Source organism: Ascidiaceihabitans donghaensis (assembly GCF_900302465.1).
Taxonomy (GTDB): Bacteria; Pseudomonadota; Alphaproteobacteria; order Rhodobacterales; family Rhodobacteraceae; genus Ascidiaceihabitans; species Ascidiaceihabitans donghaensis.
Window position 1 is genome coordinate 1,006,793 of record NZ_OMOR01000001.1, and the last position, 13,344, is coordinate 1,020,136.

Sequence of the window (13,344 nt, forward strand, 5' to 3'; positions counted from 1 at the left end):
GTGCCCACAACAAAGGATACTGCCCCATGACCCGTTTCACTCTTGGCCTCGCCGCCGCGGCCACGGCCCTTTCTTTCGCATCTGCCGCTTTTGCCGGCGATCAGTATGTTGACGAAACCGGTTTTGCGGTCTCTGGATATGATGTTGTTGCCTATTTTGATTTGCCAACGAACGCAGTCGGAACACCTCCTGCAGCACCTGTGGCTGGCAACGCCGGGATCACGGCAGAATATAACGGGTCCACCTTTGCGTTCTCGTCAGAAGAAAACCGCGATAAATTCGCAGCGAACCCGGCGCAATTCGCTCCTCAGTTTGATGGGCACTGCGCATATGGGGTTGCCAAAGGCGGTAAGGTTCCGGCGAACCCGTATCTGTGGCGTATCGTAGATGACAAGCTGTACCTGAACATTACGGATGTTGTTGTGGGCTTCTGGGAAGAAGACATTCCGGGCAACATCACTTTGGCCGGGTCCAACTGGGTCGATATCGAAGCCGACGCGGCCTCTGGCAGCACGATCCCGAAATTTTCCTCCACAGCCCCAAATAAATAAGTTTCATGAGTGATCCTTCACCCTCGTTGGATCGACGGAACCCCCGTCCGCGTTTGTCGCGGCGGGGTGTTCTCGTTGGGGCAAGTGTTGTTGCTTTGGGTGGTCTCGGTGTTTTTGGGGCTAAATGGTTCAATGTGACGGCCCGCGCTGGGCAAAAAGGCCAGCTCAGCGTGCAACAGGCCCACGCGGCCGCCAAAGCCGGTGATATTGTATTGGTTGATATTCGCAGGCCCGACGAATGGGCGCATACCGGCGTCGGGGCGCATGCCGTGCCTTTGGATATGCGGCGCAAGGACTTTGTGCAGGCGCTTCTGGCGCACGTTCAGCAAGACGCATCCCACCCTGTCGCTTTGATTTGTGCACGCGGTGTACGCTCACGCGCCATGACAGCGCGGCTGACAAAAGCCGGTTTTACGAATATCATTGACGTGCCGGAAGGCATGCTTGGATCGGGGGCTGGCCCTGGATGGCTCAAATCTGGGTTGCCGGTGGTGCGACCGGAATAGGACTGGATGCAAAAGGTACTTTTAGTGGCCGCCGTGTTAGGCAGTTTTGGCACAACTGCTTGGGGCGGGTGCGGACCGGCATCAGAGGCATGCGAGATCGACGAAGGCAGCTATCACGTCACGCTGCCCGCAGGCGATATCAAAGGCAGCATCATGTTTCTGCACGGATTTGGCGGTTCGGGTGCAGGTACGCTGTCGAACAAGGTCTGGGTGCCAGATGCGCTTGATCGCGGATATGCGGTTATCGGTCCTGACGGCACGCAGCGCGAAGGGCGAAATGGTCGGCGGTGGTCGTTCCATCCGGATTGGCCTCAACAACGCGACGACATGGCCTTTTTGAAAGCTGTGCGGGATGATGCCGCAACAAGGTTCGATCTGGACACTACAGAAATGGCGCTGGGCGGGTTCTCCATCGGGGGGTCAATGACATCCTATCTGGCCTGTGCAACGCCGGACGCATTCAAAGCGTATCTGCCTGTGGGCGGAGGATTTTGGCGACCACATCCTGTTAGCTGTGCCGGGCCCGTGCGGCTTTTACACACGCACGGCTGGACTGACACGACTGTTCCACTTGAGGGACGGGTCGTGCGTGGTGAGGATCGTAACGACCCCGACGCTTTGATCCAGGGCGACATTTTCTACACAGTTGGACTGTGGCGGGACGTGAATCAATGCCTGCAATTGCGGGCGGATCGCTTTGTGACAAAAGGGGATTTCTTGCGGCGCAGCTGGATACGCTGCGCAGAAGGGTCTGCGCTGGAATTTGCAATATTCCCCGGCGGGCACAAAGTACCGCAAGGATGGGCTGATATGGCGCTGGATTGGTTTGAAAACCTCTGATGGCCAGCCCTTCTTTTCGCTAAAAATACTTCGGGGGGAGGCCATAGGCCGGGGGGCAGCGCCCCCATTGTGCAAAGCTAAACCCATTGCCAAACGTCAAATCAAAATATCTTGGTCTATTCTGCGGGCAGTTCTGCTTGCCGGTCCAGCAGCGTTTGCAATGCATCGCGTTCGCGTTTGGCGCGAATCAAGATGGCAGGTTCCCGCAGTGAATTGGGGCTTTCCATGCGTAGGGGCGCAGGTGTGCGTTGACCCAGATGCACTGAGCTAAGGGCAGACAAGGGCACCGCCATAACAAGGCTGAACACGATTGGCAGCAACCAAAGCGAAATCAGCCCTGCACTTAGGCCCACGACCAAGAGGGCACCCAAAAGGGTTTCCATCCAGTGAAATGCAAACAAAGTACGCAAAGGATAAGCCTGCGCGTCACGGCGCTGTGGCGCCCATCCGCCGCCCTGTCCACGCATAGCCAAAAACACGGCACGGGTCTGTTGGATCATCAAAATTGGGGCGTACAGAATGGACAAAGCGACCTCGACGACAAACGCGCCCAGAAAAGACCACCGCCCGCCAAAAACTTTTGCCGCTTTACCGTTGGCCGCGATGATGCCTGCCCCTGCAATTTTCGGGATCAGTAACATTGCATACATGATCACAAGAAATATGGCGCTGTCGATGTGGCTCATGTCTGGGGGCCAGTTGGGGAACAACGGATTGCTTTCGTGGAAATACAAAATGACATTTGTATCGGCGTCGCGGCCCAAAAGCGCCCAGAACACCAACAAAACAAACCAAGCCGGTGACATCAGATAGGCCGCTGCCCCCTGAAAAAGGTGAAAGCGTGATACCGGATGCAGCCCGCGTGTACCCAAAAGGCGCAAATGCTGTAAATTGCCACGACACCAGCGACGGTCACGAATGACGTAGTCAATCAAGGTGCCTGGGGTTTCTTCGAAGCTGCCCGTGACACGTGGCAAAAAGCGCACCCGCCAGCCTGCGCGACGCAAAAGCGACGCTTCCACAAAATCGTGGCTCAGGATCAGCTCGTCACGGCCCAGAACATCATTTAGATGTGGCAAGCCTGCGGTTTGCGCAAAGGCCTCTGTGCGAATAATCGCATTGTGCCCCCAATAGTTGCCCTCCGCTTGTGACCAGCGCGCCAACCCTTCGGCCAGAAGCCAGCCATAAGCCACATTCGAAAATTGCTGGATGCGGGCAAACACAGTTTCCGCACCGATCAATTGGGGAAAGCTTTGAATAAGGCCCGCGTCGCCATCGGCAGCCAATTCGTCTGCAAGACGCTCGATTGCACGGCCTGTCATGAGGCTGTCTGCGTCCAACACCAACATCGCATTATGGGCTGCACCCCATCCAGTGATCCAATCGACGAGATTCCCCACTTTTTTGTCCGTGTTCTGGGCACGGCGTCGGTAATGCACATCTATTCCAACGGGGGCTGACGCGCGCAGCGCTGCAAAGGCCCGCCACTCCTGATCGGCAGTGTTGTCATCGGTGCTGTCGGATAAAACAAACAATGTGTAGCGATGGTCGGAGGATCGATGTGCCAAATCCTGCAGCATAGCGGTGGCGTTGCCGAACACATCTGAAGGCACTTCGTTGTAAATCGGGATCAAAAGGGCCACGTCCAAGGGCGCCACATCGCAGGGGCCAGCATCACGCGGGTTGCGCATGCGACCTGCAAGCCCCACGCCGACTGTGCTGATAGCAAGCGTGACCCACACGAATGTTGTGCCGATCATCCCCAGCAAGATCCATTCCAGAACTGACATACCGGCTTGCATCAAAACACCGTGCAGCCCCCACATCAGCGCAAATGTACCCAAGATCGCAGGTACGAAAACACTCAAACGCCAAACAGAACCGCCATCCTCGGTCCGCGCTTTACGTGCATCGGGCGCTTTGGAAAAGTCCTGCATCGGCATGTCCAGCGGCGCACGCGGTGGCATATCGGCCACGATATGAGGGTCGATGTTCAAGTGGCGGTCCACCGATATAGCCAGACTTCGGTCAGTGGGCCATCGGGCAGGCGCAATTGGGCACGGAACTCGGCATATCGGGCTTCGCCGGGATAGAAGGTAAAGGCAAGCCGCGGCCCACCGGTTTCAGGGTTGCGTTGCACCACTCCATCCGAGACCTCGCCATGCGACGTGCGCACGATCTTGGTCAGGGAGTTCAGATCTTCGGGAAGCAGATCGCTGCCCTCAAAATCGATTGTGAAGATGCGTCCACCTTCGGGCCGCCCCCCGGCCGCGGTGTTCATGACCGCCAAGGCCCGTTCGGGATGCGGTGCAGGATCGTTGCCCCAATCCAAGCGGTAGCTCATTTTATGGACGTCGCCTGCCTTGATGCCGTCGGCTGGTCGCCAGTAGGCTACGATATTGTCGTAAATCTCTAGGTCTGCGGGAATTTCAACCAACGTAACCGATCCACGCCCCCAGTCTTCGCCTGGTGTGACCCATAGCGAGGGTCGTTCATGATAATGCGCCTCCAGATCGTTGAAGTCGCCAAAATCGCGTGACCGCTGGCACAGTCCGAACCCTTTTGGGTTGTTGTCGCCAAACGCGCTGATCTGCAGCGTCAACGGGTTGGCCAAAGGCCGCCAGATCACTTCACCGCCGCCATTGTGGATCAGCAATCCGTCACTGTCGTGGACAGCGGGTCGAAAATCGTCAAAGCGCTGACGGTCCATGTCATCGAACAAAAACATCGATGTCAGCGGGGCGATGCCCACATGCGCCATGTCGTTGCGTGCAAAAAGTTGTGCATCAACATCCATTTCCAGCGTTTCGCCGTGGGTGATCGCGAACCGGTATGCGCCTGTGCAGCTTGGGCTGTCGAGAAGCGCGTGCAAAATGACGGTCTTTTGGCCAGCTTCCGGACGCTCCATCCAGAAGGCTACAAAGTCGGGAAATTCCTCGCCCATGGGATCGCCGGTTTTCAAGGCAAGACCACGCGCGGACAACCCATAGAACTGTCCTGTGCCGATGCCACGGAAATAGCTTGCCCCTTGGAAAACGGCGTATTCCTGAAAAATGTCGGGTTGATCCAATTCGGCCCGCAAACGCAGACCGGAATACCCCAAAGTGTCATCTATGGGCACGTCGGGAAATTTGTCGGTCGTGTCGAAAACGCCCATATCAAACCCAACCGGGCGGGCCATGCTGCCGTCGACCTCAAACATCTCGACGCCGCGCGGGAAATACAGACCCGGAGGAAACACATCGACACGCTGTGGGGCATCGGACCCTTCCCAAAGCGCGTTCCGACTGTCAAACCAGATTTTCCTGTATTGATCATACGTTAGGTTGCGCCATGCTTCGGGGATCATTGGGCGCGGGGCGTAATCAGCTTGCGCCAAAGCTTCGGCGCGGTCGCGGACTGTTGTTGCATCAAATGGTGATGCTTGGCCCACTTGCAGTCCGGGTTCTTGCGCCCAAGCCGCTGAAGGCACAGCGGTAGCGGCCAATATTGCCTTCAGCACATCGCGACGCAGCATCACTTTACCCTCCAAGGTTGGGATTTGAACCATCCCGCGCCGTAGGCCGTGGCGATCAAGATACATCCCCCCAACCCATTCACCAGCAAAACGGTTCCGGTGTCGCGGCCAAAAACATCCATCGTGAAGCCCATCAATCGGGCGGTGAACATAGACACCACAAAGACGGCCAAAGACTGTTGACCAACTTTCAGGATAATGGCCAAACAACGGGCCCAAATGCGCGCGATGGTGCCAGTGCCTGTAGCCAGTAGGCGGTTGCCTTTGTCGCCGGCTGCGACCCAGCACAAGTAAGCCAAAGCCAAAAACTGGACGAACCGCAAAATGCCAAAACTGGATTTGTCGATCAGCATTTTGTTGTCGCTGCGCCAGTCACGGGCCCATTCAAACCCGAATTCGCGGACACCGATGTTGGACAGGGGCACATTTGCCAGCACGATAAACGCGGCCACTGCGATCAGCACAGTATTCACAGGCGGTTTGGGCAACCAGCCCCGCATGAAGGCAAAACCGGTGAAGAAGATCAATTGCCAGCCAAACGGGTTAAAGAACCAATTGCGATCCCCCCAAGGCTCTGCAGGCAAGCCGATGTAGAATTGGGGCAAACCCAGATTAATCCACAACTGCTTTTGGGCAAAAATCCAGACGGTGCCGATAAAGGCTGCAACCAGCCATTTGTTCACGTTGGACAATGCCATGATCACAGGCATCAACATCAGAACAACCATATACATCGGCAGAATGTCGAAATAGTTCGGGACCCATCGCAGCGTCATAAAGCTTAGCAATATGTTGGGGTTGGTCCATTTTTCACTTTCGACAAAAATCATCCAAAGGTTCAACTGGCCCCAATAATTGCGGGTGCCATAGCCGGAATCGGTGAGGGCCACGGTCAGGGCAAGGGTCGCGAAAAACAAGCCGACATGGGCCCAGTAGACCTGCCAGACACGAAAAGCGACACGCGCAGATCCCAAAAGCCACCCCACGCGATCAAAGCCGCGTCCAAAGGCGATGGCGCTGGCCATGCCAGAACAAAAAACAAAGATTTCGGTGGCATCTGAGAACCCCCAACGGGCGGGGATCCAGCTTGTCAGGAAGTTGCCGGGTGTGTGGGCAATCAGGATGATGAACATCGCGATGCCGCGAAAGAAATCAAGGCGTAGATCGCGCACGTTTGCAGCAGCTGCCGGCGCAGGGGCAGCTACAGTTTTTTCAACTTGGGATGGGTCAGCGAAAGTCATGGCTACGCCTTACTCCGATACGCAAAAACGTCAAGCAACTGTGGATTATTGCGCAGGAATACGGCGTGCGTCCGCCAGCGATGCAAAGCGCGATGATGTAAACCGGTCACGGTGCCCCGCACGTTGCGCCATTCGTTCCCCTAAAATGACTTCTGTTTCGTCAATGCGGCCCGCACGGATGCCTGCATCGATTGTCATACGTTCGAACACATCGCGCTGTGCGTGGCTGCCGCCGATGGTTTGCATGGCGGGGCGTGCTGTCGCCAAATTGACAAATGCATCGCCGTAGCGCCCTTCGGAAAAGGCGTTCAATCCGGCCAGTGCGGCCAACCCGGGGTCCGCCACCCGTTTCGCCATTTCACCTGTGTCTTTCGCATCGCGCAGGAAGCGCTGTGCCATATCGGCTTTGGCATCGGCACGATCCGCGCCCGACAATGCCAGCATGTAGTGCAGATCGGCAAAGACCACGCAACCGTCGTCGGTTCTGTTTTGCGCAAAGTCAGCCAGCTCTGCCCAGCGATTGCCCACATCAACGCCTTCCAGCTCTAGTCGCATCAAAAGCGATGTGGCGTTGGCTATGTCGCGGTAATCGTCGGTTTTGTCTTCGCGGATTTGCGTGTCATACAAGGACATCACAGTGTCCAGTTCGCCCCGATCAAGGTGAAGCAACGCTTTGTGCCACCAGACATGATAGCGAAAATTGTTGCAATGCGTCCACGCGCTGGTGTTGTTTTCGATCAGGCGGATACCTGCATCGGGGTCGGCGGTCATGTCATAGACGTGCGCCACGGCATGCAATCCCCATGCGTCATCTGTTGCGTATTGCAGACCTTGCAAACCTGCGCGTTCGGCCGCCGCATATTCACCCGTTTCTTCAAGCGTAAAGGCGTGGCATCCCAAGATATACCCGCGGCACGCATGATCGCTTGTGTGCGCACCCAAAACCCGTTCCACAGAGCGGCGCATGCCGGTGCCGTCGCCCAGGATGAATCGAATGGCATGGGACACTTTGGCTGACAGTGTGTCGGCGGGGTTCTCTCGCAAAATCGCTTCCATCTGGGCGATTGCAGAAGAGGGACAATCGTTCAACCATGCGTCCAATGCCGCGACCCAGCCCCGTTCGCGAGTTGTAATGTCACTCTGCGCCATAGCAGCGCGTGCGCTGACGGCGGCGTCTTCTGCGACCGACCACAATTCCTTGCGTCCCATCATAAGCGAAAACAATCCACGGGCAGCGTGGCCCATTGCAAAACCGGGGTTTGCTGCCAGCAGTGCGCCCAAATGAACAGGTGTTTGGGTGCCATGTGACAAGAAGCCATGTACAAGCCCGTTCCAGTTCTCCAGCTGTTGTGCCGAAGACAGTGAAACAGGACTTTGACAAATATCATACAGGGCCATGGGACCACCTTTCTTGGGTATCGTGTTGCACGTAGGTCTAGCGGATTTAAGGGCTCAGATCACGCCTTGGGGGGGATGTACACGCACACGTGAAGCGCGATGCTGCTTTCGTGAGCAACATGTCAGCATTCGCAAAAAACAGGCATAATACCGCCCAAGTTACGGGGAAAAATCCCGCTATTTCGGCGGTTTGGGGTGCTTGAGTGTTTCAAGAACCGCATCGGTGTCTTGCCCAAAGCGGGGTGGAGGACGCCGATATTGCACAGGTGTGCGACTTAGCTTCAAGGGATTCGCCAGCAATGGTAGCGTACCGTCCGCAAAGTCTTGTGCAGGGACCGAAATAACGGTGCCGCGCGCCTGCGCCTGATCCGACAGCAGTGCTTCGCTGACTGTGTTGATAGGGCCAACGGGAACTTTGACAGATTGCAGTTTTTCCAGAATTTCCTGGGTGGTGAAGTCTTCAAGAGTGGCGCGTATTTCCGGGATCAGTGCATCACGGTGTTCGATCCGTAAAGTGTTGGTTGCAAAGCGGGTGTCTGTTCCCAGATCAGGTCGTCCGATAACATCGCAAAACCGTTTAAACTGTGCGTCGTTGCCGACCGCCACCAGCACGTGGCCGTCAGATCCAGCGAATGCATCATATGGCACGATGTTGGGATGGGCATTGCCACGCCGCTCTGGGTTTTCACCGGAGGTCAAGAAGTTCATACCTTCGTTGATCAACCAGGACATTTGCGCATCCACAAGACTGAGGTCGATGTGCTGGCCTTCACCCGTAGCATCGCGGTGGCGCAAGGCCGCCAGAATACCAATCGTGGCATACATGCCGCACATCACGTCCGCGATGCCCACGCCCACCTTTGTCGGCGCACCTTGCGGATCCCCCGTCAAGGACATGATCCCGCCATAGCCTTGCGCCATCAGGTCATAACCGGGTTGGTCACGGTTGGGCCCAAATTGTCCAAAGCCGGAGATCGAACAATACACCAAGCCCGGATGTTTGGCCCGCAACGTGGCATGATCCAACCCGTATTTGACCAACCCGTCTGGTTTGTAATTTTCGATAACCACATCGGCCCGCGCCGCCAATTGGCGCACTGTCTTTTGCCCTTCCGGGGTAGAGATGTCTACGGCTATGGATTGCTTGTTGCGGTTGGCACACATGAAATACGCAGAAAGATCAGTGGCTTTGCCATCTGTGTCCCTAACGTAGTTCGGCCCCCAGCCGCGTGTGTCGTCGCCCCCTGTTTTGGGGTTTTCAACTTTGATCACGGTGGCCCCGAAATCCCCTAGAAGCTGGGTTGCGGTGGGGCCAGCCAGAATACGGCTTAAGTCCAGAACGAACAGATCACCAAGGGCCGTGGGCGTCTCAGATGCGACCATCATACGCCCCTTTTTCAATCACTGCGGCAATCACAGTGAACGTATCGGCGGTCTGCGCCTGCTCCAATGCAGTTTGCAACGCCTCGCGCGAATGGACCGTGTGGCCTTGTCCGCCGAATGCCCGTCCCATCGCGGCGTAGTCATGATGGGCGAAATCGACACCCTTATTCTGAAGTTGCCTTTGCCGCTGTTTCAACTCAATCAGCGACAGGGAGGCATCCACAAAGACGACAAATATCGTGGACAAGTCCAGTTCTTTCGCCGTGCTCAATTCCCCGGTGACCATCAAAAACCCGGCATCCCCTGAAAAACTAACAACGGGGCGTTCCGGATCAGCGAACTTTGCGCCCATAGCCAAAGGCACCGCGCATCCCATTGTGCATAAAGCTGTCGATTGGGTCAGGCCACGCGGCTCATAGCATTGCCACATTTGACTAAGCAAAATCCTGTGCGCACCGCTGTCGACAGTGGCCAAAGTGTTGCGTGGCAAAACCTTGCGGCACACGTCAATCACAGCGGCCGGTCCCCATGTGTCATCAGTTGGAAAGGCTTTGTTCAATGCGGCTTTGGTGCGTGCCACTTCGCCGCCCGCCCAGGTGCTATTTGGTGTCGCGGCCTTGAGCAGGGCGTCCAGTGTGGCGGGGGTAGAACCGATGATACTCACGGTGGATTGGTGCATGTAATGATGGTTCGGTTCGGCTGTAATATCTACGACGCGTTTTTGTCTTGGGTCCCAGATGTTTTGCCAGCCGGGGCGCATTTCAATCGGATCATAGCCCGCGCAAATCACCAGATCAGCGCTTTCGATCAACGGCAGCAAATGTGTGTCGGCCAACGGCGACAGGCCCGCGCCGCCCAAAGCCAATGGATGGTCTTCGGGCAACAGCCCTTTGGCCTTGTAGGTTGTGATAACAGGGATCTGAAATGCCTCTGCCATTGCTGTGATCTGGGGCGCGGCCCCTTCGTTCATGGCATCTACGCCGGCAATCAAAACGGGGCGTTTGGCGTTGGACAGCCAGTCCGCGGTTTCCGCCAGAACATCAGAGGAAGGCACAACCAACGCCGCCTCAGCGCGTGGGGCAGGCGGCATAGACGGAACTTGGGCCACAGCCACAGAAATCGGCACATCAATGTGAACCGGACCGGGGCGGCCTTCGGTTGCAATGGCGACTGCCTTGTCTGCAATGATGTGCGCGGCACCTGTATTCAGGGTAAATGTTGCCTTTGTAATCGGTGCGAAAACGGCGGTTTGGTCAAGGACTTGATGTGTATAGCTTTGTGCGTCGTCGGCATCGACGCATCCGGCCAGAACAATCATTGGAACGCGGTCTTGATGGGCGTTGGCGATCGCGTTGACACCATTCAAGACGCCCGGACCCACGGTGGCGATCAAGATGCCGGGGGCACCTGTGCGATGGTAGACGCCTTCGGCCATAAAGGCCGCGGCGTTTTCGTGCTTTGCCAGCACAAATCGAATTCCCGCAGCTTCCAGTGCGTCCACAAGGGTTAAGACTTCACCGCCGGGCATACCAAAAGCGGTGCGACACCCCGCAGCGAAAAGGCGAAGGGCAAGGGCATCTGCGGCACGGATGGTCTGGGACATGCGAAAACTCCGGTTTGGCTGTGGCACAGGTCGCACAAGAACCGGTCCGTGGGCAAGTGACACTTGTGTGCAGGAATGTTTCAACCTGCTTAAGCGTTTTGCGAAAATGGGTAGAATTTTTTGTTTTTTGGGTTGGGGTTCCGCTGGGCATTAAAGGAGTTACAAGAATTTGCACTTAAAGCTGCATGGATGAAAAAATGTCGCGTGTTCTTGTTTCTATGTGGTCCGATGCTGGTTTCCGTCTTGGCTGGACCTTTGGCTGTTGCGGCAAGACAGGGTCAAAATGACAGCTTGGGCGTCTATTTGCTTTTGTCGCAAAATCCGGAAGCCACAAGGCAACCATTGCAGATGATGGGCGTCTATCCAGTTGGCCCATCGGTTGCGCGATTTGGTGTGCTTGTGACAGGAGATGACGGGGCTGTCGAACAGGCGATGGATGCAGGATATTGGCTGGTACCAGCACAAATCTTGGCCGCGCTATGCGGGTTTGGTCAAGTTAAAGAGGATCGTTATGTTTAAATCATACAACACCAACGAACGCGCTACAGGGTTCCCAATAGGCAACGGTGCAGAACAGATAGTTCTGGCGTTGACTTGGGTTTTTCTTCTGATCGTGGTTATCACTGCGAAGATGCTAGATGCGCCCGTGGTTGCAAGTGGTGGAATTGGTTTGGCGTTTGCCGTCTTTTCGACACTTGGGTTGTGGAGCCTTGAAGGAAAAGATGTACGGGCCTCAGTTGCTGCAATGGGGCTGGTTGGGCAGGCGGTTGCCTTTACTACCGCTTTTGCAGGGCACGCATGGCAGGTGGACAGCCACATGTTGTTTTTTGCGTTGCTTGCGGCGACAGGTGGCCTTGGCAGCGTGCCTGCAATTGTCGCGGCTGTCGTTGTGATCGCGTTGCATCACGCAAGCTTCAGTATCTTGATGCCAAGCCTTGTTTATCCTTCCGTTGATGTTTTTGAAAATTTGCAACGTTCTGCACTGCATGCTGTTGTTGTGATTTTCGAAGCTATGGGCCTGATGGCTGCGATTAAGGCCCGGCAAACATTGATGGATGCACAAGTAGATGCGGCTGGCGCCTTAAAAACTGCGATGACTGAAGCGACCATTTCGCGTGACAAAGCCCTGCTTGCCCAACGCAAAGCAGAGGCTGCCGTTGCACGAAGTGAAGCGGACGGGAAAGCTGCGCAAGACGCGTGGGAAGCTTCACAGCGCGCCGAGGGCGCCAAGCAGGCTGCCGAGGCCCAAATGCGCGACGATGAAGCTAAACGGCATCTGGCCCTTGAACAGGCGGCCCAGAGTCAGCGCGAAGTTGTCGATGTTTTACGCGATGCATTGCAAGCGCTACAGGCGGGCGACCTCACGAAACGAATTACACGGCCTTTGGCAAAAGACTACGAAGATTTGCGTCATGCTTTTAATGATGCGATGGAAGGAATCGATCTGGCGCTGGCAAAAATTGTAGTGCGGGCGGATCAGTTCGAAGCCCAGTCAGAGGATTTAGGTCAGGCCGCAGTCGTTCTATCTGAAAGTGGCAGTGCCCAGGTCGATATTTTGTCGGATTCAAAAGTTTCTGCGCTTTCTTTGGCCTCGACCATTGTGCGGCTGACCGACATCGTATCGGGGGCCAATATAGATGCGACCGTTGCACGAGAAAATGCAGGTAAAAGTGAAAAGGTAACTGCACTTGCCAGTGCATCGATGCAAGAGATCGAACAGAGTTCCCGTGAAATGGCGCGTATTGTTTCTGTGATTGATGAAATCGCCTTCCAAACAAATCTGTTGGCGCTGAACGCAGGTGTCGAAGCTGCGCGCGCTGGTGAGGCTGGGCGTGGGTTCGCAGTTGTCGCATCAGAAGTGCGCGCTCTTGCGCAACGGTCGTCCACCAGCGCCAGTGATATTCGTGATCTCATTGAGCGATCAAACAAACACGTGTCAGAAGGCGCAAGTCGCATGACAGATACGGTTCAATCCCTAAACGACGTGGTACAAGCCATTGAAAGTATCACAACGCATATGGGCGCGATCACAGAAAGTACTCAGGAACAAGATCAAGGGGTACGCACGATCAGTGCATCATTTGCCACTCTGAACGACATGACACAAAAAAACCTGAGTATTTTTGAGGACACGACAAGCTCTACCCAAGCTTTGTCAATCGAAGCACAGGCCCTGGTCGATCTGACCTCCAAATTTGAAATTTCCGGCTCAGGCCATAAAAAAGAAAAGTTGGTCGCGCACAAGAAAGCATCATAGATGCCTAGGCGTTTTCCAATACTTGAGTGGAAAACGTACTGCGCCGTG

The 13,344-nt window shown here is 55.7% G+C and carries 11 protein-coding genes; 5 read left to right on the forward strand and 6 right to left on the reverse strand.

Annotated features, from left to right (window positions below):
- Window positions 1-26 precede the first annotated feature (26 nt).
- From ASD8599_RS05030 to ASD8599_RS05040, 3 genes are read left to right on the forward strand one after another with little or no spacing between them, the layout of a single operon-like run.
- The gene (locus tag ASD8599_RS05030; RefSeq protein ID WP_108827521.1) at window positions 27-551 is read left to right on the forward strand and encodes a YHS domain-containing (seleno)protein; all 525 of its coding nucleotides are present in this window, start codon (window positions 27-29) and stop codon (window positions 549-551) included.
- A gap of 5 nt (window positions 552-556) precedes the next feature.
- The gene (locus ASD8599_RS05035; protein WP_108827522.1) at window positions 557-1,057 is read left to right on the forward strand and encodes a rhodanese-like domain-containing protein; all 501 of its coding nucleotides are present in this window, start codon (window positions 557-559) and stop codon (window positions 1,055-1,057) included.
- A gap of 24 nt (window positions 1,058-1,081) precedes the next feature.
- Window positions 1,082-1,897 (forward strand): CE1 family esterase, encoded by an 816-nt coding sequence (locus ASD8599_RS05040; protein ID WP_245925929.1) that lies wholly within the window; start codon window positions 1,082-1,084, stop codon window positions 1,895-1,897.
- 116 nt (window positions 1,898-2,013) lie between these two features.
- Here ASD8599_RS05040 and mdoH read toward each other — a convergent pair whose 3' ends face one another.
- The 6 genes from mdoH to ASD8599_RS05070 all read right to left on the reverse strand — a co-directional run bounded on the left by mdoH (window position 2,014) and on the right by ASD8599_RS05070 (window position 11,039).
- Window positions 2,014-3,894: a glucans biosynthesis glucosyltransferase MdoH gene (gene mdoH, locus ASD8599_RS05045; protein WP_306418864.1), complete on the reverse strand. Its 1,881-nt coding sequence runs from the start codon at window positions 3,892-3,894 to the stop codon at window positions 2,014-2,016.
- Window positions 3,891-5,414 (reverse strand): OpgD/OpgG family glucan biosynthesis protein, encoded by a 1,524-nt coding sequence (locus tag ASD8599_RS05050; RefSeq protein WP_108827524.1) that lies wholly within the window; start codon window positions 5,412-5,414, stop codon window positions 3,891-3,893. The genes mdoH and ASD8599_RS05050 overlap by 4 nt, the downstream gene beginning before the upstream one ends.
- Entirely contained in the window at window positions 5,414-6,655 is a 1,242-nt protein-coding gene (locus ASD8599_RS05055; protein WP_108827525.1) for an OpgC family protein, read from the reverse strand. Before ASD8599_RS05055 ends, ASD8599_RS05050 begins: the two co-directional genes overlap by 1 nt.
- A gap of 45 nt (window positions 6,656-6,700) precedes the next feature.
- Window positions 6,701-8,053: a tetratricopeptide repeat protein gene (locus ASD8599_RS05060; RefSeq protein ID WP_108827526.1), complete on the reverse strand. Its 1,353-nt coding sequence runs from the start codon at window positions 8,051-8,053 to the stop codon at window positions 6,701-6,703.
- Between the two features lie 177 nt (window positions 8,054-8,230).
- Window positions 8,231-9,436 carry a CaiB/BaiF CoA transferase family protein gene (locus ASD8599_RS05065; RefSeq protein ID WP_422664760.1) on the reverse strand — a complete coding sequence of 402 codons (1,206 nt, stop codon included), beginning with the start codon at window positions 9,434-9,436 and terminating at the stop codon, window positions 8,231-8,233.
- Window positions 9,423-11,039 (reverse strand): thiamine pyrophosphate-binding protein, encoded by a 1,617-nt coding sequence (locus ASD8599_RS05070; protein WP_108827528.1) that lies wholly within the window; start codon window positions 11,037-11,039, stop codon window positions 9,423-9,425. Before ASD8599_RS05070 ends, ASD8599_RS05065 begins: the two co-directional genes overlap by 14 nt.
- Before the next feature lie 189 nt (window positions 11,040-11,228).
- Between ASD8599_RS05070 and ASD8599_RS20120 the strand changes: the two genes are divergently transcribed.
- Both ASD8599_RS20120 and ASD8599_RS05075 read left to right on the forward strand, forming a co-directional pair.
- On the forward strand, window positions 11,229-11,558 hold the full coding sequence (locus tag ASD8599_RS20120; protein WP_146188187.1) for a hypothetical protein: 330 nt from the start codon (window positions 11,229-11,231) through the stop codon (window positions 11,556-11,558).
- Window positions 11,551-13,296 (forward strand): methyl-accepting chemotaxis protein, encoded by a 1,746-nt coding sequence (locus ASD8599_RS05075; protein ID WP_181364409.1) that lies wholly within the window; start codon window positions 11,551-11,553, stop codon window positions 13,294-13,296. Before ASD8599_RS20120 ends, ASD8599_RS05075 begins: the two co-directional genes overlap by 8 nt.
- Window positions 13,297-13,344: the final 48 nt, after the last annotated feature.